A 24751-nucleotide genomic window follows, 5' to 3' on the forward strand; every position below is an offset into this window, starting at 1 on the left:
CGGGATCGAGGGGCCGGCATCATCGCGCGGCCCGCAGGCCGCCACAAGGCCGGCGACGAGCCGGCCCCGCCCAGGCGGGATGGCCCGCAGCCGGCCTTCCCCGGCCCGCTACTGCCAGTTCCACTGCTGCGACCACCCGCCGTGCGCATCCCACAGGTGCGCATCCTGCCCGTCGAACGCGCCCCAGGCGCTGTCCTTGATGTCCAGCGCCTTGTCCGGCGCGTTGGACACCCGGAACGAGGCGTTCGCCCCGCGCAGCCAGCGCTGGTTGGCGCCGCCGTTGCAGTCCCACAGCACGATCGGCGTGCCCTTGGCGGTGCCGGCGCCGCTGGCGTCGGCGCACTTGCCCGGCGCGGCCTTCGGGTGCAGGCGGCCCTGCTCGTCGTACCACCACAGCTGGCTGTCGGCGCCGTGGCAGGACCAGTGGTGGATGCGCGTGCCGTTGCCGGTGGCGCGGTCCTCGAGGTCCAGGCACTTGCCCTTGCCGTTGGCCAGCTTGCGCCAGGCCGGCGGCTGCGGCGCGGCCGCGGCCGGCTCGATCGTCACCGTCAGGTAGTTCGGCGCGGCCACGCCGGCGCCGAGGTATTCGACGATCACGCCGCCGTCCTCGATCGTGAACTCGCGCAGGCCGATGTAGCCGCCGAGCGTGGCACGCAGGGTGCGCGCGCTGTCGTAGATGCGCAGGCCGTCGGCGGCCAGCGTCACGCTGCCCTGCACTTTCACCTTCACCGCCGTGGCGCCCGGCAACTGCAGCGAGCCGTAGCGCTGCGGCGCGGCATCGGCGCGCCATTCGGCCGCGCGGTAGGCGTAGTCCTGCCACTCGCCTTCGCGCGCCTGGTCCGAATACGCCAGCCAGGCTTCGCCGCCGCCGAGCGCGGCGCGCAGCTTGCGGTTCTGCCATGGCGTGGCCGGCACGGCGAAGCGGAAGCCGGGGAATTCGGCGGCGCAGCGCGCGGCGCCGTCCTGCCAGGCGCCGCGCGCCACGGTCACCCGCCAGTCGTCGGCGTTGGCCTCGCTGCGGCAGGCATAGCGCAGGCCGGCGCCGCAGCCGAGGTCGTTCCAGCGGCCGTCGCCGCGCGCCTGGGCGCAGTGCTCGGCATTGCCGGCGTTGTTGGGCTCGCCGTCGGCCCAGTTCCATACCGCGGCGCGGAACAGGCCGTCGTCCCAGCGGTCGGCGTCGACGATGTTGATGCCGCAAGCCAGCAGGCCCGGGATGTTGCCGGCGTCGATCGTGCCGGTCTCGTCGACCCAGGCGTCGGGCAGCACCTCCTTGGCCAGCTTGCTGTCCGACACCGTGTAGAACTGCCCGCCCGGCACGATGGCCTGGCCGTTCAGCGTGCAGGCGTTCGCATCGGCGAACTTCACCTGGCGCGAATTCCAGCCGCCGTCAGCGCCGTAGGCGAACAGCCGGCCGTCCCATACCGTGCGGCCGTCGTAGACGGCGTTGGCCGATTTCACGATCACCCGCTTGCCGCCCGCCACCATCTCGCGCGGCGTCTCCCAGCGGCCGGCCGGCTTGTCGGCGGGCAGGTAGAGCAGGCTGCCGAAGATCTGCTGCAGCGGGCCGACCACGCCGGCCTGATCGTTGGCGCGGTCTTCCAGGTCGATCAGCACGATGTCCTTGGGGTTGCGCCGCAGCCAGTCGGCGATCTTGCGCAGCTCGGCCGGGTAGTCGTCGTCGGCGCTGTAGATCTGGCCGCACTTGGAATGGCACAGCTTCACCGTGCCGCCGTCGAGGTGCACGTCGAGGTCGACGTTGCGCACGCCGCCGGTCAGCAGCTGGTCCAGCGGCAGCCGCTGGTTGGCCCACAGCGCCGAGGAGTCGTTCCAGGCGTTGTGGGCGCCGAGGATCTGCACCCGGTTCAGCGGCGTGTCGTATTGCAGCTGGTTGATGCCGCGCAGGGCGAAGGTGGAATCGGCGGCCAGGGCCGCGGGCGCACACAGCGCCAGGGCGGCCACGGCCGCGGCCGCCAGGGTCGGATGCTTCATGTCGTCTCGCGTTTATGTTGTTTGGATAGGGTGACGCGCGAGCAGACTAGGACATCTTCATGACGGCCGGACGAACCGGGATTGCCAATAAATCGAGCGCTTGCTTCTACGCAACAGCGCAGCGGCCGAAGGGGCTTGTTCCCGGCCAGACGCCATGCCGATGAGTCGAGCATGTAGGAGCGGCTTCAGCCGCGAATGGTCGTCAAATCACCAACGGGCAATCGCGGCTGAAGCCGCTCCTACAGGGCAAGCCCGGCGCCGGCCCCATCCGGAGCGGCGCATCGGGCGGGCGACGCCTCAGTCCTCCGCCAGCAGGTTGCCGCTGTCGCCCGTCGCCGGCGCCTTGCGCGATCGCCGATAGGCATTCACCGCATCGTGCGCCGCGCGGGTCGTGATCGGCAGCCGGTAGCCCTGCAGCATGCTGCGCACCAGCGCCAGCGCCTCGTCGTGGGTGATGCGGTGGCCCGGCGAGACCAGGATGGGCTTGGAGCGGGCCTTGCTCTTGAAGGCGGTGCCGAGCAGCTCGCCGCTCCTGGGGTCGAGGATGGGCTGGCCGTCGCCGGGCCGCACGGGCTCCTGCCAACTGCCGTAGAGGCTGGACTTGGCCACTCCGACGCTGGGCAGGTCGAGCAGCACGCCGAGATGGGCGGCGATGCCGAGCCGGCGCGGATGGGTGATGCCCTGGCCGTCGACGAACAGCACGTCGGGCGCCTGCCGCAGCTGGGCGAAGGCCTTGAGCAGCGCCGGGATCTCGCGGAAGGACAGGAAGCCCGGCACGTAGGGAAAGGCCGATTCGTGTTCGGCGAACACCGACTCGACCGGCGTCAGCGACGGGTAGGCGAACACCACCACGGCGGCCGACAGCAGGGAGCCGTGCCATTCGGACGAGACGTCGACCCCGGCCACGAAGCGGACCGGGCCGGCCAGCGGCTCGAGCCGCACCTCGGCGGCCAGCCGGCGCTGCAGCGCGGCGGCCTCGGGCAGGCTCATCCGGTAATCGTCGGGCAGGCTGGGGACGTGCATGGCGGGTCCTGGTCGGGGCGCCACCAAGCGGTGGCATGAGATGGAGCGGCGGACGCCGGGAAATATCCCGGTCGCCGCCTCGTCGGCTCCGGCTGGCTACAATTGCGGCTTCGGCTATCAACCCTGCCCGGCGCCGCGGCGAGCCCTTTCGCGGCTAAAGCCGCTCCTGCATGGACTTCGAACGGTGGCGGGTAAGACGGCGGTTGCGGAGCCCCGAAGTCATCGGCGCATGCCGACAGCGAGTGCGCGCCCGCCGCCGCCCGGGGAACGCCGGCGCCCCGAAGCGGTTCGAACCCGGCAGGGCCGCCGCACGGCACCGCCCGGCGGCTGGCCCCCGCCCAGACTTGACGCGCACGTCCATCGCCCCTAATTTCAGCATGTTGCATCGCACAAAACAGGGTGGACCCGCCGCTCGGCCAAAGCCGGACCGAGCCGGCCGAGGCGCCGCCCATCGTACCCACCGAGAGGTTCCCCGATGACCACCGCCCTCCCCGCCGCCTCCGAGCTGCTGTCCCATGCCTACCGCCCCTATACCAACCTGCTCGGCGACGCGGCCGACTACTGGCGCGACAGCTGGCAGCGCACGGTGCTGACCCTCGACGTGCTGCGCCGCCGCGGCAACCTCTACCTCGAGCATTCGCGCGCCGGCAAGCCGCCGGTGCTGGTGTTCGACTACGAGATGGTGCTCGACGGCCGCGAGCTCGAGCGGCCGGCCAATTACGCGCTGGTGCGCATCGTGCCGCCCGAGGGCTGTACGACCGACGCGAAGAAGCGGCCGATCGTGGTGGTCGACCCGCGCGCCGGCCACGGTCCCGGCATCGGCGGCTCCAAGATCGACAGCGAGATCGGCCTGGCGCTGCGCGGCGGCCATCCGTGCTACTTCGTGATGTTCTTCCCCGAGCCGGTCGAGGGCCAGACCATCGAATGCGTGGCGCGCGCCGAGGCCGAGTTCCTGCGCCGCGTGCTCGAGCTGCACCCCGAGAGCGACGGCCTGCCGCTGGTGATCGGCAACTGCCAGGGCGGCTGGGCGCTGATGATCATCGCCGCGGTGGCGCCGCAGCTGGTCGGCCCGCTGCTCCTGGCCGGCTCGCCGGTCTCCTACTGGTCGGGCGTCGAGGGCAAGAATCCGATGCGCTACAACGGCGGCCTCTCCGGCGGCACCTGGCCGGCTTCCTTCCTCGGCGACATCGGCGCCGGCCATTTCGACGGCGCCTGGCTGGTGCACAACTTCGAACAGCTCGACCCGGCCAACACCTACTGGAGCAAGCCCTACAACCTGTATGCCAAGGTCGATACCGAGGCCGAGCGCTTCCTCAGCTTCGAGCGCTGGTGGGGCGGCCACTTCCTGCTCAACCGCGAAGAGATCGACTGGATCGTGCAGAACCTGTTCGTCGGCAACCGCCTGACCGCCGGCGAGATCGCCACCGCCGACGGCGAGTACCGCGTCGACCTGCGCAACATCCGCTCGCCGATCATCGTGTTCGCCTCCTGGGGCGACAACATCACCCCGCCGCAGCAGGCGCTCAACTGGATTCCCGACCTGTACGCCGATGTCGACGAGATCCGCGCCCACGGCCAGGTCATCGTCTACTGCCTGCACGAGAAGATCGGCCACCTCGGCATCTTCGTCTCGGCCGGCGTGGCCAACCGCGAGCACGCCGAGCTGGTCAGCGCGATCGACCTGATCGACACCCTGCCGCCCGGCCTCTACGAAGCCAAGATCGAGGACACCCAGCCCGATACGCCCCGGCTCGAGCAGATCAGCGACCGCTACCTGATCCGCTTCGAACCGCGCCAGGTCGACGACATCCTGGCGCTCGACGACGGCCGCGACGACGAGCGCCCGTTCGAGCTGGTGCGCCGCGTAGCCGAGGTGAACCAGGCGCTGTACGACAAGCTGGCCTCGCCGCTGGTGCGCGCCTGCAGCAACGAGATGACCGCCTTCACCACCCGCATGCTGCATCCGGCCCGGGTCGAGCGCTACGCGCTGTCCGACCTCAACCCGTGGCTGTGGCCGGTGCAGGCGCTGGCCGAGATGACCCGCGCCCAGCGCGCGCCGGCCGCCGCCGACAATGCCTTCGTGCAGATGGAGAAGCACTTCTCCAAGCTGGTCGAGCAGGGCCTCGACTACTACCGCGACCAGCGCGACCACGCCTCCGAGCAGCTGTTCAAGCACGTCTACGGCTCGCCCTGGCTGGCCACGCTGTTCGGCGGCGGCCAGGCGCCGGCGCCGGGCCGTGCCAAGGCCGGCCCGGCCTCGCTGCGCGCCCAGCTCGAGCGGCTCAACATCAAGGCCGCGCTCGACAACTTCGACCGCGGCACGCCGCTCGACGCCTTCGTGCGGGTCATGGCCTACATCGGCGAGGACCACGTGGTCGACGAGCGGCCGTTCAACCTGCTGCGCCAGATGGTGGCCGAGCGCCGCATCGAGGCCGGCAGCCTGGCCGAGTACCGCGAATCGGTGCAGCGCCAGTCCTTCGTGCTGATGCTGGACGAGGAACGCGCGCTGGCCGGCCTGCCCAAGCTGGTGCCGGAGCCGCCCGAGCGGCGCCGGCTGATGGATACCGTGCTGCAGCTGCTGAACGCGGCCGGCCCGGTACAGGGCGCGATCCAGCGGCGCTACGAGGCGGTCTGCGCGATCCTCGACCTGGCCGCCGAACCCGCCGCCGATCCGGTGCCGGTGAAGCAGGAACTGGCCGCCCTCGCCGAGCCGCGCCGCAACCCGCGGCCGACGCGCCAGGCGGTGCCGGCCGCGCAGGCGGCCCAGCCGGGCACGCCGGCCAAGACCACGGCGACGCGCAAGCCCAAGGCTCAGAAATAACGCCGGTAGGCCGCGCGGATGCGCTCGAGGCTGCCGTCGCGGCGCATGGCCTCGAGCGCGGCGTCGAAGCGGTCGCGCACCGGCGCGTCGCGGAAGGCCACCGAATAGTCGATCGGCGGGAACAGCTGCTGGTAGTCGAGCGGCTCGACCACGTCCATCTCGGCGGCCAGCCAGTCGCGGTAGTAGTTGAAGATCATGCGGTCGCTGACCACCACGTCGACCTTGCCCGAATACAGCAGCTTGACCTGCAGCACCTGCTGGCCGGTCTCGCCGTAGCGCTGATGGCGCCTGGCCATCTCGGCGTAGGCCGGGCCGAGCTCGACGCGCGCGTTCTGGAAGGCCAGCACCGAGTAGCCGAGCAGGTCGTCCGGCCGCTTCACCACGATGGCGCGGCGCTTGAGCGTGATCGCGTAGTCGGTGTAGCTGACCACCGGGCGCGAATAGTGCGCCGCCACGCCGCTGGCCGGGTTCAGCGTCATGGCGGCGTCGACGCGGCGGCTGTCCAGCACCGCGCCGATCTGGCCGTAGGCGACGTAGACCGGCTGCATCGCATAGCCGGCGCGCCGCAGCGCCTCGGCCACCTGCTCGTATTCGAGCCCGGCCCCGCGCTCGCGGATCACGTAGGGCGGCAGCGACAGCCCGACCGCCACCCGCAGCGGCGCCAGCCTGGCCGCCATCCCCAGCGCCGACCACGCCAGCGCGGCCAACAGGCAGATCGGTCGTGCGGCCCTCATAGCGGGATCTTCCCGGTGAGCATCTGCCAGAACATCACCCAGTCGCCCATCAGGCTGTAGAACGGATGGCGGAAGGTGGCCGGCCGGTTCTTCTCGAACACGAAATGGCCGATCCAGGCGAAGCCGTAGCCGATCAGCGGCAGGCTCCACAGCCAGACCAGCCGGCCGCTGAGCAATGCGCCGGCCAGGACCGCCAGCACCAGCAGGCTGCCGGCGAAGTGCAGCCGGCGGCAGGTGCGGTCGCGGTGCTCTTCGAGGTAGTAGGGGTAGAAATCGCGGAATCGGCGGTAGCGCATGACGGGGCTCCCAGCGGCCGGGCATCGCGCCGGCCGGATCGAATCTATTTCCTGATGTTAATGGAAGATTAAGGAAAGGCTGGTCTAATCGCGGCGCGCCGCTCCATGCGGCGACGAATACGCCGTCCGAAGACAGCCGACGCCCGTACGGGCCAACCGGCCGCCGGTCCGGCCCGACGACCCACCGCCGCAGGAGCCCCCATGGAACAGCCCACGTCGGAAAGCCCGTTCAAGGGCAAGACCGGCATCCGCCGCCTGATCAACGCCACCGGCTACTCGATCGACGGCCTGCGCGCCGCCTGGCGCCACGAGTCGGCCTTCCGCCAGGTGTGCCTGCTGGCCGCCGTCGGCATCGGCCTCGCGCTGTGGCTACCGCTGCCGGCCTGGGGCCGCGCGCTGATCGCCTTCGCCCACATCCTCAGCATCGTGGTGGAGCTGCTGAACTCGGCCATCGAGGCGGCGGTCGACCATACCTCGCTCGACCATCACCTGCTGGCCAAGCGCGCCAAGGACCTCGGCAGCGCGGCGCAGCTGGCCAGCCTGCTCAACATGGCGATCATCTGGAGCGTGGTGTTGCTCAACTAGCGCGCGGCGCCCTACGCCGAACCACGGCGTCGCCGCCATCGCGCCGCGGCGACGCGTGCCTGCCACACTCGGTCTTTCGCATAAGATCGAGCGCTTGCTTTCATGCGGTTGTCATCTATGTTCTCCACCATCGCCGGCTTCGCCCGCTGGCGATGATGAACAATCCATTCCGGAAAAGAACAAAGGAGCAGACAACGATGAAGCCACGTACCGCCACCCGCCTCGCCGCCGCCCTGGCGCTGGGCCTGAGCCTCGCCGCCGGCGCGGCTTGCCCCGACTACCAGACCGCCCAGCAGCCGCCCAGCCTGAGCAAGCCTGCCAAGAAGGCCTTCCGCCACTTCGGCAGCAGCCTGCTGGCCTCGCTGTACCAGCCCTGGCACATGGTGCACGACAGCCTGGTCGCCACCGGCCAGTCGGCCATGCTGGTCGGCAAGTTCGACTACGACGCGGTGCTGCACAAGGACCTGGAGGACGAGCGCGTGCACGTCTACCTCTACGGCAGCGGCATGAGCGGCTGGCAGTACCTCGGCAGCCAGCTGACCGACAGCGACGGCAAGGTCTACGTCAGCATCGGCCCGCGGCCGGCCGGCGAATACCGCGTGCGGATGGTGGTGGAAGGCGACGGCAGCAGCGTCGACGGCTTCCTCAGCGTGGTCGAGCCGGGCCGCGAGACGGTGCTGTTCGACATCGACGGCACGCTGACCATCAACGATTTCGAGGCCTACGCCGACTACGTCGGCATCAAGACCGCGGCGGCCTACTACTACGCGCCGGAGACGGTGCGCGCCTACCAGCAGAAGGGCTACCAGATCGTCTACCTGACCGCCCGCCCCTACTGGGTGACGCGCGATGCGCGCGAGTGGTTCGGCAAGCAGGGCCTCCTGGGCTGGCACTACCGCAGCAATCCTTACGGCGACGGCCCGATCCCGCCCAACACCGAGCAGCACAAGACCGACTACGTGCGCTACCTGCGCGACACGGTCGGGCTGAAGATCGTGCGCGCCTACGGCAACGCCACCACCGACATCGCGGCCTACGCCAACGGCGGCATCCCCAAGGCCGACACCTGGATCATCGGCAGCCATGCCGGCGAGAGCGGCACCCAGGCGATCCGCGGCGACTACCTGGGCCACTACAGCGCGGTGGTCAGCGCGACGCCGGTCGCGGCCTGCGCGCGTCTCCCTTGAACCAATCCGGCAGATACATGTAACGGACTACAGGACAGGCCCTCAGGGAAATCCGGGAGCCTGTCAGCGACGCGTAGGAGGGGCTCCAGCCGCGAATGTCGGCAGCGTCATCACCAGCAGCGGTTCGCGGCCGAAGCCGCTCCTACAAGGGGCTGCTTCGCCTGACCCGGGCGAGCGCGGCGATAGCCGATGCCTGCCGCGCCCCACTGCGCCTCATCGGGCCCGGCGCGATTCGACCCGGCGTTTGACGCCTCAGGCGGCCAGCGCCGCCAGCTTGCCGAGCGCCGCATCCAGCGTCTCCTCGCGCTTGGCGAAGCAGAAGCGCACGAGGTGCTGGTCGCGGCCGTCGGCATAGAAAGCCGACACCGGGATGCTGGCCACGCCGTGTTCGCGCGTCAGCCATTCGGCGAAGGCCCGCTCGCCGAGGTCTGGCCGGATCGCCGAATAGTCGACCAGCTGGAAATAGGTCGAAGCGCTCGGCTGCAGCCTGAAGCCGGCCGCGGCGAGGCCGGCCGCCAGCCGGTCGCGCTTGGCCTGGTAGAAGCCGGCCAGGCCCTGCCAGTGGGCCGGCTCCTGCAGGTGGGCCGCCAGCGCGTGCTGCATCGGAGTCGAGACCGAGAACACCAGGTACTGGTGCAGCTTGCGGAATTCGGCCGTGAGCCTGGGCGCGGCGACGCAGTAGCCGATCTTCCAGCCGGTGGCGTGGAAGGTCTTGCCGAAGGAATAGACCGCGAAGCTGCGCTCGCGCAGGCCCGGATGCGACAGCACGCTGGCGTGGCGACGGCCGTCGAACACCAGGTGCTCGTAGACCTCGTCGCTGAGCACCAGCAGGTCGTGCCGCTCGGCGATGGCGGCCAGCGCGTCGAGATCGGCCGCCGAGAACACGCTGGTGGCCGGGTTGTTGGGGTTGTTGACCACGATCAGCCGGGTGCGCGGCGTGACGGCGGCGGCGACCTGGTCCCAGTCGACCGCGAAATCGGGTGCGGCCAGGCTGACGCGCACCGGCACCGCGCCCTGGGCGACGATGGCCGGCGCGTAGCTGTCGTAGGCCGGCTCGAGCACGATCGCCTCGTCGCCGGTCCGCAGCACGGCGGCGATCGCGGTGTAGAGCGCCTGGGTCGCGCCGGCGGTGACGGTGACCTCGCTATCGGCATCGACGCGCGGGCCCTGGCTGCCGAACTTGGCGGCGATCGCCTGGCGCAGCGCCGGCAGGCCCGGCATCGGCGCGTACTGGTTGTGGCCGGCCTGCAGCGCGGCCGTCACGCCGTCGAGCAGCGCGGCGTCGCAGGCGAAGTCGGGGAAGCCCTGCGACAGGTTGATGGCACCGGTCTCGGCCGCCAGCGCGCTCATGCGGCTGAAGATGGTGAGGCCGAGATCGGGGAACTTGGACTGGAAGGACATGGCGGCAGCCGTGGCGATGACGATGGCCCATGCTGCCGTGCCGCACCGGCGCTGACAAATAGCCAGCGCGCATGAGCTTGTAGCTGGCTGCGCACCGATTACGGAGGCGGGGTCGATGTGAGGCCGGCCTGTACCCGCTTAGCGCGCCGTGGTCGCGACCTTGTCCGATGCATCTGCCTACCTCCGGGCAGGTCGCACTTCAGTCCGACAGCGATGGCGGTCGACGACAGCGTCGGACTGAAGTCCGAGCTACCGCGGCGATGGCGCGGTTTGCGTAGGAGCGGCTTCAGCCGCGCATGGCGTTCGGGGCACGGAGGTGGTTCGCGGCTGAAGCCGCTCCTGCGGTACGCCGCGCAAGAACGCGGCGGGCACCTTGCGTGCCGGATCGCCGCACCAAACAAAACGCCCCGCAACGCGGGGCGTTCGATACCTCGGGGCAAAGCAGCGCTTACTTCACGATCGCGGCCAGCTCGCCCTTCTTGTACAGGTCGCTCATGCGGTCGAGCGACATCGGCTTGATCTTGTCGGCCTGGCCGGCGCAGCCGAAGGCTTCGAAGCGGGCCTTGCAGATGTCCTTGGCGCTCAGCATCGCGTCCTTGAGGAATTTGCGCGGATCGAACTCGCTCTTGTTGTTCACCAGGTAGCGGCGGACCGCGCCGGTCATCGCCAGGCGGATGTCGGTGTCGATGTTGATCTTGCGCACGCCGTACTTGATGCCGGTGACGATCTCCTCGACCGGCACGCCGTAGGTCTCCTTCATCTCGCCGCCGTACTCGCGGATGATCTCGAGCCATTCCTGCGGCACGCTCGACGAGCCGTGCATCACCAGGTGGGTGTTGGGGATGCGGGCGTGGATCTGCTTGATGCGCTCGATCGCCAGGATGTCGCCGGTGGGCTTGCGGGTGAACTTGTAGGCGCCGTGGCTGGTGCCGATGGCGATCGCCAGCGCGTCGACCTGGGTGCGCTTGACGAAGTCGGCCGCCTCGTCCGGATCGGTCAGCAGCTGGTCGTGGCTCAGCACGCCCTCGGCGCCGTGGCCGTCCTCGGCCTCGCCCATGCCGCTCTCGAGCGAACCGAGGCAGCCGAGTTCGCCTTCCACGCTGACGCCGATCGCGTGGGCCATGTCGACCACCCGGCGGGTCACGTCGGCGTTGTATTCGTAGCTCGACGGGGTCTTGGCGTCTTCCATCAGCGAGCCGTCCATCATCACGCTGGAGAAGCCTGAGCGCATGGCCTGGATGCAGACCGCCGGCGAGGCGCCGTGATCCTGGTGCATCACCACCGGGATGTGCGGATAGGCTTCGACCGCGGCCAGGATCAGGTGGCGCAGGAAGGGTTCGCCGGCGTATTTGCGGGCGCCGGCCGAGCCTTGCATGATCACCGGGCTGTTGCACTCGTCGGCGGCCTGCATGATGGCCTGGACCTGCTCGAGGTTGTTCACGTTGAAGGCCGGCAGGCCGTAGCCGTTCTCGGCAGCATGGTCCAGCAGCTGGCGCATCGATACGAGGGACATCGGGTTCACTCCACGAAAGATTGTTCGCGTGGGATTTTAACAGCGCTGTAGTGCTGTAATCCCAACTACATTTTGGCCGCGCGGCGTTTGCGCCAGCGGCGGCGGATCAGGACGAAGGCCGGCACGATCAGCAGCAGCCAGGGCAGCGCCGCCGCGACGAAGGTCAACAGGCCGGCGAAGCTGGCCGCGGCGGTGAAGCCGATCGAATGCCAGGCATCGCGCAAGGGGGCCAGCGCGCTGCGCTCGATCGCGCTGCGCGGGGCATGGATGTTCAGTTCAATGCGGACCTTTTCGGTCTGCTGCGCCAAGGCGGCGCGCTGGCCGGCGTAGCTGTCGAGCTGGCTCTGGGTCTCGGTCAGCGCCTTCTGCACCTCGAGCACGTCGGATAACTTGCCGGTGCGGTCGGCCAGCATCTGGCGCAGCCGGTCGCGCGCGTCGGTCAGGTTCTTCAGCCGCGCCTCGACGTCGATCACCTCGGCGGTCTTGTCCTCGCTGTCGGTGCGCGTATTGACCAGCTCGCCGCCCTCGGCCAGCAGCGCGAACAGCGCCGGGACTTGCGCCGGGGGCAACCGCAGCGACAGCTGGGCATTCGGCGAGCGGACCTCGCCGCGCGACAGCTCGGCGCTGGTCACCTCGCCGCCGAGCGCCGTGCACTTGGCCTGTACGCTGCGCCACAGCGGCTCGACGCGCTCGGCCGCCGTCTCGACCTCGATCGCGTGGCTGACCGCCAGGTAGCGCCGGCCCGCGGCCTCGCCGCCGGGCACGGCCGGCGCCGCCGCCATCGCTTCGGCCGCGGGCGCCATCGCCCCGGCCGCCGCGACGGCCGGCTCGGCCTGGCGGCCGCAGCCGGCCAGGCCGAGGGCCAGCAGCAACATCGGAACGAGCGCGCGACGGCGCATGTCAGGCTCGCTGGCCAAGGATCTCGACCGCCGGCAGCGTCTTGCCCTCGAGGAATTCGAGGAAGGCGCCACCGCCGGTCGAGATGTAGGACACCTGCTCGGTGATGCCGTACTTGGCCACCGCCGCCAGCGTGTCGCCGCCGCCGGCGATCGAGAACGCCGGGCTCGCCGCGATCGCGCGCGCCAACGTCTCGGTGCCATGGCCGAACTGGTCGAATTCGAACACGCCGACCGGGCCGTTCCAGACGATGGTGCCGGCCTTGGCCACCAGCGCGGCCAGCGCCTGGGCGCTGTCGGGACCGATGTCGAAGATCATGTCGCTGGCGGTGACCTCGGCCAGCGGCTTGACCACGGCCGGCTCGGCCGCGTCGAACTTCTGGCCGACCACCACGTCGGCCGGCAGCGGCACGTCGCCGCCGCGGGCGCGGATCTTGGCGATCACGCTGCGCGCCTGCTCGACCAGGTCGGGCTCGGCCAGCGACTTGCCGATCTGGCGGCCCTCGGCCAGCAGGAAGGTGTTGGCGATGCCGCCGCCGACGATCAGCTGGTCGACCTTGTCGGCCAGCGATTCGAGGATGGTCAGCTTGGTCGACACCTTGGAGCCGGCCACGATGGCGACCAGCGGGCGGGCCGGCTGGGCCAGCGCGCGGCCCAGCGCGTCGAGCTCGGCGGCCATCAAGAGGCCGGCGCAGGCTTCGGGCGCGAACTTGGCCACGGCGTAGGTCGAGGCCTCGGCGCGGTGCGAGGTGCCGAAGGCGTCGTGCACGAACACGTCGCACAGCGCGGCGTAGGCCTGGCCCAGCTCGTCGCTGTTCTTCTTCTCGCCGACGTTGGTGCGGATGTTTTCCAGCATCACCAATTCGCCCGGCTTGACCGCGTAGCCGCGCCAGTCGGCGATCACCGGCACCTCGCGGCCGAGCAGCTCGCCCAGGCGGGCGGCCACCGGCGCCAGCCTGTCTTCTTCGGCGACCGTGCCCTCGGTCGGGCGGCCCAGGTGGGTCATCAGGATCACGCCGGCACCGGCCGCAAGCGCATGCTCGATGGTCGGCAGCGAAGCACGGATGCGGGTGTCGTCGCCGATCGCGCCGTCCTTGACCGGCACGTTCATGTCGACGCGGATCAGGACCCGGCGGCCGTTCAGGTCGAGGTCGGTGAGCTTCTTGAAATTCATGGCGGAAACCTTTCGAAGAGAGCGGACAGAAAACGAAGAGGGTAATGCGAAGGCGGCCTGTAAGGGCATTGCGCCCCACTACGCCATATCGGCATTACCCTCGACGCCCGTCATGGCCGGTCGGCGACTCATGAAGCGCGGTTCCCCCGCCGCGGTGGGGGCGGAGGGGGTGGAATCGATCGGACCGCAATCGACGATCGACCGCTGACGGTTCGCGCCCGGCTGCGCCGGGCGATGAACCGAACGGCCGGGATTCCACTCCGCTCGAATTATTTCGCCGCCATCATGGCGCGCGCGGTGTTCAGCATCTGCACCGAGAAGCCCCACTCGTTGTCGTACCAGGCGCCGACCTTCACCAGGTCGCCGTTGCTGACCTTGGTCAGGGTGGCGTCGAAGATGCTGGCTTCGTTGGTGTGGTTGAAGTCGATCGACACCAGCGGCAGGTCGTTGTAGCCGAGCACGCCCTTGAGCGGACCGCCGCCGGCGGCGTCGCGCATCAGCGCGTTGATCTCTTCCTTGCTGGTCGCGCGCCGGGCCTGGAAGGTCAGGTCGACCATCGAGACGTTGATGGTCGGCACGCGCACGGCGAAGCCGTCGAGCTTGCCGTTCAGTTCCGGCAGCACCAGGCCGACGGCGGAAGCGGCGCCGGTTTTGGTCGGGATCACGCTCTGGGTGGCCGAGCGGGCGCGGCGCAGATCCTTGTGGCGGACGTCGGTCAGCACCTGGTCGTTGGTGTAGGCGTGGATCGTCGTCATCAGGCCCTTTTCGATGCCGATGTGATCGTTCAGCACCTTGGCGACCGGGGCCAGGCAATTGGTGGTGCAGGAGGCGTTGGACACCACCGTCATGTCGCGCGTCAGCACGTCGTGGTTGACGCCGTAGACCACGGTGGCGTCGACGTCCTTGTCGCCGGGCGCCGAGATCAGCACCTTCTTGGCGCCGGCGTTCAGGTGGGCCTGGCACTTGGCCTTGCTGGTGAAGGCGCCGGTGCATTCGAGCACGATGTCGATGCCGAGGTCGCCCCACGGCAGCTCGGCCGGATTGCGGGTCGAGAAGAAGCGGATGTTCTCGTCGTTGACGCGCAGCCAGTCGCCGTCCGCCTTCACATCGGCATTGAAGCGGCCATGCACCGTGTCGAACTTGGTCAGGTGCGCATTCGTGGCGAGATCGCCCGAAGCGTTGACGGCGACGATCTTGAACTCATTGCCGAGGTTCAGTTCGTACAGCGCGCGCAAGACGTTGCGACCGATGCGTCCGTAGCCGTTGATGGCGAGGCGGATGGACATGAAGGGGGTTCTCCTGGCTGGCGGCGACTATTTTGTAGTCGCGGATGGTTCAACTACAGGGGCGCGATTGTAACCCGCCGAAGAGGCTGAAAGGGGATTACAAACGCGGCCTTTTGTTGCGATGCGACATCGGCACGATGGGGGTCGCCGCGGCCGACGCCACAAGCAAAACGGCCCCGTGATCGACGGAGCCGTTGTGCAGAGCAATGCTTACAGGACGGACTTGGCCGCCTCGACCACGCGCTCGACGGTGAAGCCGAAGTGCTTGAACAGCGCGCCGGCCGGAGCCGATTCGCCGAAGGTGTCGATGCCGACCACGGCGCCTTCGAGGCCGACGTACTTGCGCCAGAAGTCGCTGACGCCGGCTTCGATCGCCACCCGCGCGGTGCCGCGCGGCAGCACGGCTTCGCGCCAGGCCTTGTCCTGGCGGTCGAACACGTTGGTCGACGGCATCGACACCACGCGGGTGGCCACGCCTTCGGCTTCGAGCGCCTCGCGCGCCTTCAGCGCCAGGTCGATCTCCGAACCGGTGGCGATCAGCACCAGCCGGGGCGCGCCGTTGCCGGCCTCGCGCAGCACGTAGCCGCCGCGCGCGATGGCGGCCAGCTGATCGGCTTCACGTGGAACGAAGGGCAGGTTCTGCCGGCTCAGCACCAGGCTGCTCGGGCGGGTGGCCTGCTCGATCGCGTGGCCCAGGCCACCGCGGTCTCGGCGGTGTCGCACGGGCGCCAGACGTCCATGTTCGGGATGTAGCGCAGCGTGGCGGTCTGCTCGACCGGCTGGTGGGTCGGGCCGTCTTCGCCCAGGCCGATCGAATCGTGGGTGAACACGAAGATCGGGTTGATCTTCATCAGCGCGGCCATGCGCAGCGCGTTGCGCGCGTATTCGCTGAACATCAGGAAGGTGCCGCCGTAGGGGCGCAGGCCGCCGTGCAGCGTCATGCCGTTCATGATGGCGGCCATGCCGAACTCGCGCACGCCGTAGCTGATGTAGTTGCCGGCGCCGCTGTCGGCGTCGATCCACTTGCTGCCCGACCAGTTGGTCAGGTTGGAGCCGGTCAGGTCGGCCGAGCCGGCCAGGAATTCGGGCAGGCTGGGCGAGAACGCTTCGAGCGCGATCTGGCTCGCCTTGCGGGTAGCGACGGTCTGGGCGGCCTCGTTGATCTTGGCGATGGCGGCGGCCTTGGCGGCCTCCCAGCCTTCGGGCAGCGCGCCGCTCATGCGGCGCTCGAATTCGGCGGCCAGTTCGGGGTGGGCGGCGCGGTAGGCGGCGAACTTGTCGGCCCAGGCGGCTTCGGCGACGGCGCCCTTGGCGCGCGCATCCCAGCCTTCGTAGATTTCGGCCGGCAGCTCGAACGGCCGGTGCGGCCATTCGAGGTGGACGCGGGCCGCCTCGATCTCGGCGGCGCCCAGCGGCGCGCCGTGCACGTCGTGGCCGCCCTGCTTGTTGGGCGCGCCCTTGCCGATCACGGTGCGGCAGCAGATCAGCGTCGGCTTGCCGGTCTCGAGCTTGGCCAGCTTGATGGCGGCGTCGACCGCGTCGACGTCGTGGCCGTCGACGTTGCGGATCACCTGCCAGCCGTAGGCTTCGAAGCGGCCGGCGGTATCGTCGGTGAACCAGCCTTCGACGTGGCCGTCGATCGAGATGCCGTTGTCGTCCCAGAAGGCGATCAGCTTGCCGAGCTTCCAGGTGCCGGCCAGCGAGCAGGCTTCGTGGCTGATGCCCTCCATCAGGCAGCCGTCGCCCATGAAGACGTAGGTGTGGTGGTCGACCACGTCGTGGCCGGGCCGGTTGAACTGGGCCGCCAGCAGCTTCTCGGCCATGGCCATGCCGACCGCGTTGGTGATGCCCTGGCCCAGCGGGCCGGTGGTGGTCTCGACGCCGGGCGCGTAGCCGTACTCGGGATGGCCCGGGGTCTTGCTGTGCAGCTGGCGGAACTGCTTGAGGTCGTCGACCGTCAGGTCGTAGCCGGTCAGGTGCAGCAGCGAATAGATCAGCATCGAACCGTGGCCGTTGGACAGCACGAAACGGTCGCGGTCGGCCCACTTCGGATTGGCCGGGTTGTGCTTGAGGTGGCCGCCCCACAGCGCCAGCGCGATCTCCGCCATGCCCATCGGCGCACCGGGGTGGCCGGAGTTGGCTTGTTGCACGGCGTCCATCGACAGGACTCGGATCGCATTGGACAGGGCAGGACGGGTGGCGGCCATCGGGGTCTCTTTTCGCTTGGGGTAGGCGGAAAACGAACGGCCCGAACACGGCGGGCCGTAGCAAAAGCGCGCGCATTATCCCCGCTCGGCCCCGTCAGGGCAAGCCAAGTCTTTGATAATGCGCTGGAATTTATACTCTAGGCGTAGTTTTGTTACAGCCGACGAGCACCCAATCGTTGAGCGCCGCTACAGTCTGGCGCAGGCTTGCGCGAGACCGCGGCTGGCGGCAGCGTCGAGACCGGGAAGGCCGGCCCCGCAGGAGCGACGCAAGCGGTGAACGCAAGCCCGGACGAATCGAGCGCAAACCGGGTGTCATATATTTTATTGAATCGCGCGGCGGCTACTTGCTAAGCTGCCAGGGAAGGCCCGTCCTGACCGCAAACCCTGTAGCAGCGCGGCGCACGACTACTGCGCTGCGAGTGAAAAGACATACGACCCGCACCATCGCCACGCCCTTACCGTCGTGGCATGAGATAGCGGGCTGATCGAGAGAGGAATCACACCATGCGCGCGTCCCAGCTGTTGCCGGCCCTGCCCGGCAATCCGCCCCGGCTCGGGGAATCCACCATGAAACGCGCCTATTTCCTGGTATTGCCCAATGTGCACGTACTCGATCTGGCCGGCCCGCTGCAGATCGTGGCGACCTTGAACGAACTCGGCCTCGCCTCCGTCGCGGTCGAATGCATCGGCCCGCAGGCGCGGGTGCGCGCCTTCCAGGGCAACTGGCTGGCCGAGCTGCGGCCGCTGCCGCAGGCGCTGGTCGAAGGCGACGTGCTGTTCGTGATCGGCAGCAAGCTGGTCGAGCAGACCACCCGCTCGCCGGATTGGCTGGCCGCGGCGCAATGGCTGAAGGACGTGGTCGGCCGCGCGCCGGACAGCGTGCGGATCTGCGGCGTCTGCACCGGCAGCTTCCTTCTGGCCGAGGCCGGCCTGCTCGACGGCCGCCTGTGCACCACCCACCACGGCTTCATCGACCGCTTGCGGCGCCAGTACCCGCGTGCCCATGTGATGGACAAGCGCGTGCTGGTCGACGATGGCCGCTTCCTGACCTCGGCCGGCGTCACCACCGGCATCGACCTGGCGCTGTACCTGATCTCCGAGCATTTCGGCAGCGAAGTGGCGCTCAGGGTGGCGCGCGAGAACGTGACCCACATCCGCCGCTTCGGCAACGACCCCCAGCTGAGCGCCACCTTGCGCTACCGCGAGCACGAGAACCAGTTTATCCACGAGGTACAGGACGCGCTCAACGAGAACCTGGCCAGCGATGCCGGCTGCGAGGCGCTGGCCGAGCGCTTCGGCCTGAGCTACCGCCACCTGGCGCGGCTGTTCCGCAGCGAGACCGGCATCAGCCTCAAGCAGTACCAGCTGGAGCTGCGCATCGACCTGGCGCGGCGGCTGATCGTCGAATCGAACCTGCCGCTGGAGCGGCTGGTGGAGCGCTGCGGCTTCGGCAGCATGCAGGCCTTCCGCGCCAACTGGAACAAGCGCGAGACGCTGTCGCCGTCGAACTTCCGCCGCCAGCGGCGGCTCGAGCGGGCGGACTAGAAAGACGAATCCCCGGGCTGACCGGGGATTCGTCTTTACTACCCACCACCACGGCGACCGTCACAGGCCGCTTGCCGCTGCGGGCGCAAAGGCCGCGCTCAACGCTGCGCGACGCAATTGCCGCCGGCGTCCACCGTGCCCTGGCAGCTTCCCTCGCTCAGGCGGTTGACCTGCTCCTGCGCCGCCGCCACGTCCTTGCCGTATTCGGCCAGGTAGCGCGCGCGCTCCTCGCTGCTCCATTCGGCGTCGGAGAAGCTCGCCGGGCTGTAGCTGCGCGTGGTGTGGATCACGCCGGCGAGCCGCGGCAGCAGCGCGCGGTCGGGGTAGGACTCGCGCAGCTGGTAGGCCTCGACGTCGCGCAGCGCGAGCGGGAAGGCCGGCCGGCCGTCGCGGATCAGCTTGCCGAACACCGTCAGCTTGATCTGCTGCGGACCGGCGGCCAGTTCCTCGTTGAAGCTGGCCAGCGCGAACGGCTTGCCTTGGGCGTCGTCGATGCGGCCGCTGGCCAGGTAGCGGCCCGCCACGCGCACCTCGACCGGCAGGTAGAGCACCAGCGAGCCGCCCTCCTGCGCCTCGCGCACCGGCCCGGCCCACAGCGCAGGCGGCTGCGGCGTGTAATAGATGTCGAAGAAGTGGTAGCCCTCGCGCTCGCCGATGCGCAGGCTCAGTTCGACCCGGATGCCGCCGTCGAACTGGGCGAAGGCGGTCTGGCCCGGCGCCAGCAGCGTCGACAGCACGCCGTCGCCGGCCACCGCGTCGCCGTTGCTGCCGGCATCGGCGAAAGCCAGCGCCAGCTGCGGCAACTGGGCGTTGACGCCCGGCTGCGGCAAGCCGCGCGCGACGGCACGGCTGATGGTCAATGGCAGCGGATTGCCGTTGCGGTCGCGCGCCGCCACGGTGAACTGCACCGTCTCGCCGCCGGCGACGAACACGCGGCTCTGCGAAGTCTTGATGCTGACGCTGGCGTCGACCTGGCCGCCCGCGGTCTTGAGCAGCCCTTCCTCGCCGACCGGGCGGTTCGGGTAGACCTGGTCGGTCTGCTCGGCGATCGGCCGCGATTCGTGCGGGTAACGGGTGCTCTCGCGGTAACTGGCCAGCGTCTGCTGGGCACGTTCGAGCCGTTCGCGCCATTGCGCGAGTTGGGCTGGCCGGCCGGCCGGATCGCCCTGCGCCGGCTTGGCCTGGCCGGCCAGCGCCGGCCATTGCGGCGGCGGCTCGGCCGCGCCGCCGGCGGCCGCGGCGGCGCCGGGCCGGTGCGGCACGCTGCTGGCGCCGGCCGGGGCCAGCCACCAGAACAGCGCGCCGACCAGCGCCAGCGGCACCAGCGCGGCCAGCCAGCGCCGGCCGCTCCAGCCACGGCCCTCCCCTTCGGGCGGCGGCGGTGGCGGCCGGCGGCGTTGCGCTGCCTTACTTGGCATTGTTCACGACGTCGGTCCGGACCACCGAGATGATCCCGGCCCAGTTGCCGTTGGCGTAGTGGTTGTAGCTTTCGTTGTCGTCGCGGAACTTGACCGTGTGGTAGCTCCACTTGGCGCTGCCGCCCTCGTTGGCCGCGGTGCCGAGCGTGAGGTCGTTGCAGAACCAGTCGCTCGGATTGCAATAGCTGCCGCCCGAGGAGCCGGCCACGCCGCCGGTCGAGTGATAGGCGACCGCTTCGTCGTCCTGGCCCGGCAGGATGGCCGAATAGACCGTGCCGCTGGCGCCGGCGAACATGTTGAACCAGATGCTGCGCGTGGCGTTGTGGTTGTACAGCGCGCGCGCCGTGGTGGTCTTGAGATCCTGCACCAGCGGCTCGGAGGTGGTCCAGGAGCCGACGTCGGACAATTCGGAACCGCCGCCGGCGCCCGAGGCGACATTGACCCACTTGAGGTTCCAGCCGACCTGGGTGCTGCCGTCCGAATTGCCGCACTGGCCGGCCGAGTTGGGCGAGGCGTTCTTCTTGTAGCGGGTCGAGCCGCCGTAGTTGGCCAGGGTGTAGCCGATCATCAGGTCGCCGGCGCTGTGGGCGGCGATGTAGCACCAGTTGGAGCCGGTGCAGAAGCAGTCGAGCGCGTCGCGGATCAGCGCGTTCTGGTCGGCGATATGGCTCTTGCCGTCCCAGTTGACCGCCTTCTTGTTGACGCCGGCCGCAGTGCTGGCCGGCCCCAGTAGGTGAAGCTGTTGTAGTTGCCGATCTGTCCGCCGCCGGTGCGGCCGTTGATCCACAGCGTGTAGTTGGTGGCGTTCGCCGGAATCGCGGCGAGGCCCAGACCTGCAATGACGAGTGCGACGAAAAAGCGGTACATCCTGACCATGACAACCCCTCCGTTCTCATGCTTCGAATGAAGGCAGGACCCGAACCGGCGCCTGCCGATGGGGCGGTCGGCGACACGCTCCCCACGCTGCACGACCGCCACGCCGCGCCCCCTGGGTGCGATGCACCAGGGTGGCGCGGGGTGTCCGCGGATACTAGAGCAATTGATCTAATCCGCAAGCCGAGCAACCGCTTGAGAGGCCTTTGTTGCGCAAATGCCATGAGCGTAGCGGAGGCGTAAATGCTTGATTCGGCTGGAATGCAGGCGCAGCAAGGCTTGCAGCGGCTTCGGCCGCGCACCGGCCCGGCACGGGGCCGGCGGCTCGCAGCCGAAGCCGCTGCAATGGGGGGTGGGGATCGGTGCAGGTCGGACTTCAGTCCGACAACGATGCCGGTTCGCTGCGCGGCCGTACCGGAGTCCGGCCGGCCGGCCGCATTGGGGATCGCGGAAACGGAATCGCGAACGCCATGCGGGATGGAGAGGGCGCGCCGGCCGAGGCCGGCCGGTGCTCAACGCAAGGTGCGGTGGAACAGCCCCAGCGCGAGCTGGTAGCCCAGCAGCGCCAGCTCGGGGTCGTAGCGCTCGCCCTCGTCGCGCATGAAGGCGTGCTGGCCGTTGAATTCGTGCCAGGTGAAGGCCAGCCCGGCCGCCGCCAGCGCGGCGTAGACCTCGGCGCGGCCGGCGGCCGGGATGTGCGGGTCCTGCTTGCCCCAGATCATCAAGAGCTCGCCGCCGATCTCGCCGAGCCGCTCCATACCGTGGCCGCCCGGCGCGCTCGGGATCAAGCGGGTGTGCAGGTCGGTGGCGTAGAAGCAGGCGGCGGCGCGCACCTCGGGCTGCAGCGCGGCGCGGAAGGCCAGGTGGCCGCCAAGGCAGAAGCCCATCGCGCCGATGCGGCCGCTGCACCACGGCTGGCCGGCCAGCCAGGCGATCATGGCGGCGTTGTCGGCGTCGTAGCCCTCGACCGGCTTGGCCGCCTTGTCGGCATTGCCCTTGTCGCGGCCGGCGTCGTCGTAGGCCAGCACGGTGCCGGGCGGGTTCGACTCGTGGAACACCTCGGGCACCAGCACCGCGTAGCCATGGCCGGCGATCAGCCGCGCGGCCCGCTCGATCGGGCCGGTCTGCTGGAAGATCTCGGAATAGAACAGCACCGCCGGCCAGGCGCCGTCGCCGGCCGGCCGATGGACGTAGGTGCGCATCGGCCCGCTCGGCGTGGCGAGGTCGACGGCGTGGCTCTGGATCAGCATGGCGGTGGCTCCGGTCGGGCGATGGGAAAGCGGCTAGCCGGCCTTGCGCGCCTGGGCTGCGGCACGCGGGTCGTGGCCCATCGGGTGCGGCTCCTGCCGCGCCTTGGCCAGTTCGATCTGCTTCTGCCGCTCGCGCGCGCTGGCGCGGGTCTTCTCGCTCAGCGTGTCCCAGCAATGCGGGCAGCTCACGCCGGGCGAATAGTGCGGCGACTGCCGCTCCTCGGCCGAGACGGCGCCGCCGCAGGCATGGCACAGGCCGTAGTCGCCGGCGCTGAGGTCGTGCCGCACGGTGACGCGGCCGTCGAACACGAAGCAGTCGCCCTGCCAGCGGCTGTCGGCCTGCGGCACGGTCTCGAGGTATTTGAGGATGCCGCCGCGCAGGTGGTAGACCTGCTCGAACCCCTCGCCGAGCATGAAGCTCGAGGCCTTCTCGCAGCGGATGCCGCCGGTGCAGAACATCGCCACCTTCTTGTGCCTGGCCGGGTCGAAATGCTGCCGCACGTAGTCGGGGAATTCGCGGAAGCTCTCGGTCTTCGGATCGACGGCGCCGTCGAAGGTGCCGAGCGCGACCTCGTAGTCGTTGCGCGTATCGATCAGCAGCACCTCGGGATCGGCGATCAGCGCGTTCCAGTCCTGCGGCTCGACATAGGTGCCGACGCGCAGATTGGGATCGACGCCGTCCACCCCCATGGTGACGATCTCGCGTTTGAGCTTGACCTTGCAGCGGTAGAACGGCTGCTCGGCGCAGTAGCTCTCCTTGTGGTCGAGGTCGGCCAGCCGCGGATCGGCGCGCAGCCAGGCCAGGAGGCCGTCGATGCCGGCGCGGTCGGCGGCGACGGTGCCGTTGATGCCTTCGGGCGCCAGCAGCAGCGTGCCTTTCACGCCGTGCTCGGCCATGCATTGCTGCAGCGGCGCGCGCAGCGCCTGGAAATCGGGGAGGGTGACGAACTTGTAGAGGGCCGCCACCACGATGGGCGGGGCGTCGGGTCGGGTCATGCGGATGCTCCTGGCGATCGTCCTCGCAAAGGACGGACCGGGTGGGTGGAATCGTGCGACGGGCGCCGTCGGCGCCCGTGCGGATTCTACCAAGCGCGCATGGCCGGCGCGGCTACAGCGGCTTCACCGGGATGCACAGCTCGCAGCTGAACTCGCCGGTCACCGGGTCGGTCCGGCCTTCCGGCGCGTAGTACTCGAAGCTCGGCCGCGCGTCGTACTGCAGGCCGCTGCCGGGCAGCCAGGCGCCGCACAGCTCGATCCAGGCCGCGCCGATGGTGGCCGGCGCGCCGCGGAAGGTGGTCACCGCGTAGCGGCCGCCCGGCAGCGTGGCCGGCAGGGCAGCGCCGCCGGGCACGAAGCCGTCGGGGATCTCGACGCAGGCGTCGTAGCGGCATTTCTCCGGCGGCGTGACGCTCGGATCGTCGAGGCCGATGCCGTAGCAGGCGCGGCCTTCGAGCCCGTTGGCGCGCAGCCAGGGGCCGACCGTCTCGCGCCAGAACACGCCGATTCCGGGTCCGTAGGGCCGATGTAGCGCAGGTAGGCCACCTTGACCGGGGCCAGCTCGACCAGTTTCACGTCCATCTCGTTCTCCATCTCGTCGCAGGAGCCCGCATCATGGCCGCCGCCGTCCGGGCCGGCCTGATCGCGCTTGCTGGACGCCTGATCGGGATTGCTGTCCTGCGGCTGCCGCACCCGCGCCAGCAGCGCCGCCTGCCGCGCCGGGGTGTCGCTGCGCCAGGCGCTCGGCGTGACGCCGAACTGCAGCTTGAAGGCGCGCGCGAATGCCTCGCCCGAGCCGAAGCCGACCGTCAGCGCGACTTCGAGCACCGGCATCGCCGGCCGCTGGGCCAGCAGGTGCGCGCCGACCTCGAGCCGGCGCCGGCGCAGGTAGTCGCCCAGCGTCTCGCGCATCCAGCCAGCGAACAGGCGATGGAAATGGTAGGGCGAGAAATGCGCCACCTCGGCCAGCGCGGCGAGATCGAGCGGCGCGTCGAGGTGGCGGTCGATATGGTCGAGCACGCGGTTCATGCGCCGCGCGTATTCGGCGCGGCTGTGCCGCGCTGCGGTGCGGTCCACGGCGGCCTAGGGCGTTTCGCCCGCGTCCTTGTCGAAGCCGTCGCCGCCGAGCAGCGCGACGTCGCGCACGTTCTTCTGCACCGCCACGGCGCCGAACAGGCTGAACAGGTAGCCCATGGCGTAGAAGCCCTTTTCGCTCATGCCCAGCGTGGCGTTCCACAGCCCGACCAGCAGCAGCAGGACCGACAGGACGAGCGACAGCCAGCACAGGCCGTAGTAGAGCCCGGTGACCGGGATGCCTTCGAGCCGGTCGCGCACCGACTTCTGCAGCGAGACGGCGGAGAACAGGCCGTACAGCAGCAGCACCAGGTAGTAGCCCTTCTCGTTGAGCTGCATCGCGGCGTTCCACAGGCCGGCGAGGAAGCCGCCGGCGCCGACGCACAACGCTGCCCAGGACGCGCCGATGAAGGCGCCGGTCGGCCGCTGCGTGATTGCTTTTCTCATGGTTTCTCCCCGAAAGAGATCGCTTCGGTGCGAAGC

19 protein-coding genes and 2 pseudogenes are annotated in these 24751 nt (G+C 69.7%); 4 read left to right on the plus strand and 17 right to left on the minus strand.

What is annotated here, in order from left to right; translation table 11 throughout:
* Window positions 1-108 precede the first annotated feature (108 nt).
* Together H9L41_RS23310 and nfi are read right to left on the minus strand one after the other, a co-directional pair.
* Window positions 109-1989, minus strand: coding sequence for a ricin-type beta-trefoil lectin domain protein (locus tag H9L41_RS23310; protein WP_028447420.1), 1881 nt, complete (start codon window positions 1987-1989; stop codon window positions 109-111).
* 297 nt (window positions 1990-2286) lie between these two features.
* On the minus strand, window positions 2287-3012 hold the full coding sequence (gene nfi, locus H9L41_RS23315) for a deoxyribonuclease V (protein WP_084300518.1): 726 nt from the start codon (window positions 3010-3012) through the stop codon (window positions 2287-2289).
* A gap of 475 nt (window positions 3013-3487) precedes the next feature.
* Between nfi and H9L41_RS23320 the strand changes: the two genes are divergently transcribed.
* Entirely contained in the window at window positions 3488-5833 is a 2346-nt protein-coding gene (locus H9L41_RS23320) for a DUF3141 domain-containing protein (RefSeq protein ID WP_051319285.1), read from the plus strand.
* Here H9L41_RS23320 and H9L41_RS23325 read toward each other — a convergent pair.
* Window positions 5824-6567 carry a substrate-binding periplasmic protein gene (locus tag H9L41_RS23325; protein ID WP_028447419.1) on the minus strand — a complete coding sequence of 248 codons (744 nt, stop codon included), beginning with the start codon at window positions 6565-6567 and terminating at the stop codon, window positions 5824-5826. The two genes, H9L41_RS23320 and H9L41_RS23325, sit on opposite strands and share 10 nt — an antisense overlap.
* Window positions 6564-6863 (minus strand): Mpo1-like protein, encoded by a 300-nt coding sequence (locus H9L41_RS23330; RefSeq protein ID WP_028447418.1) that lies wholly within the window; start codon window positions 6861-6863, stop codon window positions 6564-6566. The genes H9L41_RS23325 and H9L41_RS23330 overlap by 4 nt, the downstream gene beginning before the upstream one ends.
* A 201-nt stretch (window positions 6864-7064) precedes the next feature.
* On the opposite strand from H9L41_RS23330, the gene H9L41_RS23335 reads away from it, so the two are divergent.
* Together H9L41_RS23335 and H9L41_RS23340 are read left to right on the plus strand one after the other, a co-directional pair.
* Window positions 7065-7448: a diacylglycerol kinase gene (locus H9L41_RS23335; RefSeq protein WP_028447417.1), complete on the plus strand. Its 384-nt coding sequence runs from the start codon at window positions 7065-7067 to the stop codon at window positions 7446-7448.
* A 197-nt stretch (window positions 7449-7645) separates the two neighbouring features.
* On the plus strand, window positions 7646-8635 hold the full coding sequence (locus H9L41_RS23340; RefSeq protein WP_051319283.1) for a lipin/Ned1/Smp2 family protein: 990 nt from the start codon (window positions 7646-7648) through the stop codon (window positions 8633-8635).
* Window positions 8636-8887: 252 nt separating this feature from the next.
* Here H9L41_RS23340 and H9L41_RS23345 read toward each other — a convergent pair whose 3' ends face one another.
* From H9L41_RS23345 to tkt, 6 genes and pseudogenes are all read right to left on the minus strand, one after another.
* Complete coding sequence (locus tag H9L41_RS23345) at window positions 8888-10036, minus strand: methionine aminotransferase (RefSeq protein ID WP_028447415.1); 1149 nt, start codon at window positions 10034-10036, stop codon at window positions 8888-8890.
* A 448-nt stretch (window positions 10037-10484) separates the two neighbouring features.
* Entirely contained in the window at window positions 10485-11549 is a 1065-nt protein-coding gene (fba, locus tag H9L41_RS23350; protein ID WP_028447414.1) for a class II fructose-bisphosphate aldolase, read from the minus strand.
* A gap of 65 nt (window positions 11550-11614) precedes the next feature.
* The gene (locus H9L41_RS23355; protein WP_034607724.1) at window positions 11615-12448 is read right to left on the minus strand and encodes a DUF4349 domain-containing protein; all 834 of its coding nucleotides are present in this window, start codon (window positions 12446-12448) and stop codon (window positions 11615-11617) included.
* Between the two features lies 1 nt (window position 12449).
* Window positions 12450-13619: a phosphoglycerate kinase gene (locus H9L41_RS23360; RefSeq protein ID WP_028447412.1), complete on the minus strand. Its 1170-nt coding sequence runs from the start codon at window positions 13617-13619 to the stop codon at window positions 12450-12452.
* Window positions 13620-13888: 269 nt separating this feature from the next.
* Window positions 13889-14905, minus strand: coding sequence for a type I glyceraldehyde-3-phosphate dehydrogenase (gene gap, locus H9L41_RS23365; RefSeq protein WP_028447411.1), 1017 nt, complete (start codon window positions 14903-14905; stop codon window positions 13889-13891).
* A gap of 210 nt (window positions 14906-15115) precedes the next feature.
* Window positions 15116-17112 (minus strand): annotated as a pseudogene (gene tkt, locus H9L41_RS23370) (transketolase).
* A gap of 504 nt (window positions 17113-17616) precedes the next feature.
* Between tkt and H9L41_RS23375 the strand changes: the two are divergent.
* On the plus strand, window positions 17617-18657 hold the full coding sequence (locus H9L41_RS23375) for a GlxA family transcriptional regulator (protein WP_245589241.1): 1041 nt from the start codon (window positions 17617-17619) through the stop codon (window positions 18655-18657).
* Between the two features lie 98 nt (window positions 18658-18755).
* On the opposite strand, the gene H9L41_RS23380 is transcribed toward H9L41_RS23375, so the two are convergent.
* From H9L41_RS23380 to yiaA, 7 genes and pseudogenes are all read right to left on the minus strand, one after another.
* Window positions 18756-20075: a hypothetical protein gene (locus H9L41_RS23380; protein WP_157462088.1), complete on the minus strand. Its 1320-nt coding sequence runs from the start codon at window positions 20073-20075 to the stop codon at window positions 18756-18758.
* The gene (locus H9L41_RS23385; RefSeq protein WP_265583889.1) at window positions 20065-20862 is read right to left on the minus strand and encodes a hypothetical protein; all 798 of its coding nucleotides are present in this window, start codon (window positions 20860-20862) and stop codon (window positions 20065-20067) included. Before H9L41_RS23385 ends, H9L41_RS23380 begins: the two co-directional genes overlap by 11 nt.
* Before the next feature lie 598 nt (window positions 20863-21460).
* Window positions 21461-22198 (minus strand): dienelactone hydrolase family protein, encoded by a 738-nt coding sequence (locus tag H9L41_RS23390; protein WP_028447407.1) that lies wholly within the window; start codon window positions 22196-22198, stop codon window positions 21461-21463.
* 33 nt (window positions 22199-22231) lie between these two features.
* Window positions 22232-23194 (minus strand): oxygen-dependent tRNA uridine(34) hydroxylase TrhO, encoded by a 963-nt coding sequence (trhO, locus tag H9L41_RS23395; protein ID WP_028447406.1) that lies wholly within the window; start codon window positions 23192-23194, stop codon window positions 22232-22234.
* 112 nt (window positions 23195-23306) lie between these two features.
* Window positions 23307-23696, minus strand: a complete 390-nt coding sequence (locus H9L41_RS25355) for an AraC family transcriptional regulator (protein ID WP_265583890.1) — start codon at window positions 23694-23696, stop codon at window positions 23307-23309.
* Window positions 23697-23971: 275 nt separating this feature from the next.
* Window positions 23972-24223, minus strand: a pseudogene (locus H9L41_RS25935) (helix-turn-helix transcriptional regulator); the annotation flags it as partial.
* Window positions 24224-24277: 54 nt separating this feature from the next.
* Complete coding sequence (yiaA, locus tag H9L41_RS23405; RefSeq protein ID WP_028447404.1) at window positions 24278-24715, minus strand: inner membrane protein YiaA; 438 nt, start codon at window positions 24713-24715, stop codon at window positions 24278-24280.
* Between the last annotated feature and the right edge of the window lie 36 nt (window positions 24716-24751).

This window comes from Chitinimonas koreensis (assembly GCF_014353015.1).
GTDB lineage: Bacteria > Pseudomonadota > Gammaproteobacteria > Burkholderiales > Chitinimonadaceae > Chitinimonas > Chitinimonas koreensis.

Coding starts and splice junctions, on each gene's coding strand:
- H9L41_RS23310 (WP_028447420.1), bottom strand. CDS start 1,989: ATGAAGCATCCGACCCTGGCGGCCGCGGCCGTGGCCGCCCTGGCGCTG.
- nfi (WP_084300518.1), bottom strand. CDS start 3,012: ATGCACGTCCCCAGCCTGCCCGACGATTACCGGATGAGCCTGCCCGAG.
- H9L41_RS23320 (WP_051319285.1), top strand. CDS start 3,488: ATGACCACCGCCCTCCCCGCCGCCTCCGAGCTGCTGTCCCATGCCTAC.
- H9L41_RS23325 (WP_028447419.1), bottom strand. CDS start 6,567: ATGAGGGCCGCACGACCGATCTGCCTGTTGGCCGCGCTGGCGTGGTCG.
- H9L41_RS23330 (WP_028447418.1), bottom strand. CDS start 6,863: ATGCGCTACCGCCGATTCCGCGATTTCTACCCCTACTACCTCGAAGAG.
- H9L41_RS23335 (WP_028447417.1), top strand. CDS start 7,065: ATGGAACAGCCCACGTCGGAAAGCCCGTTCAAGGGCAAGACCGGCATC.
- H9L41_RS23340 (WP_051319283.1), top strand. CDS start 7,646: ATGAAGCCACGTACCGCCACCCGCCTCGCCGCCGCCCTGGCGCTGGGC.
- H9L41_RS23345 (WP_028447415.1), bottom strand. CDS start 10,036: ATGTCCTTCCAGTCCAAGTTCCCCGATCTCGGCCTCACCATCTTCAGC.
- fba (WP_028447414.1), bottom strand. CDS start 11,549: ATGTCCCTCGTATCGATGCGCCAGCTGCTGGACCATGCTGCCGAGAAC.
- H9L41_RS23355 (WP_034607724.1), bottom strand. CDS start 12,448: ATGCGCCGTCGCGCGCTCGTTCCGATGTTGCTGCTGGCCCTCGGCCTG.
- H9L41_RS23360 (WP_028447412.1), bottom strand. CDS start 13,619: ATGAATTTCAAGAAGCTCACCGACCTCGACCTGAACGGCCGCCGGGTC.
- gap (WP_028447411.1), bottom strand. CDS start 14,905: ATGTCCATCCGCCTCGCCATCAACGGCTACGGACGCATCGGTCGCAAC.
- H9L41_RS23375 (WP_245589241.1), top strand. CDS start 17,617: ATGCGCGCGTCCCAGCTGTTGCCGGCCCTGCCCGGCAATCCGCCCCGG.
- H9L41_RS23380 (WP_157462088.1), bottom strand. CDS start 20,075: ATGCCAAGTAAGGCAGCGCAACGCCGCCGGCCGCCACCGCCGCCGCCC.
- H9L41_RS23390 (WP_028447407.1), bottom strand. CDS start 22,198: ATGCTGATCCAGAGCCACGCCGTCGACCTCGCCACGCCGAGCGGGCCG.
- trhO (WP_028447406.1), bottom strand. CDS start 23,194: ATGACCCGACCCGACGCCCCGCCCATCGTGGTGGCGGCCCTCTACAAG.
- yiaA (WP_028447404.1), bottom strand. CDS start 24,715: ATGAGAAAAGCAATCACGCAGCGGCCGACCGGCGCCTTCATCGGCGCG.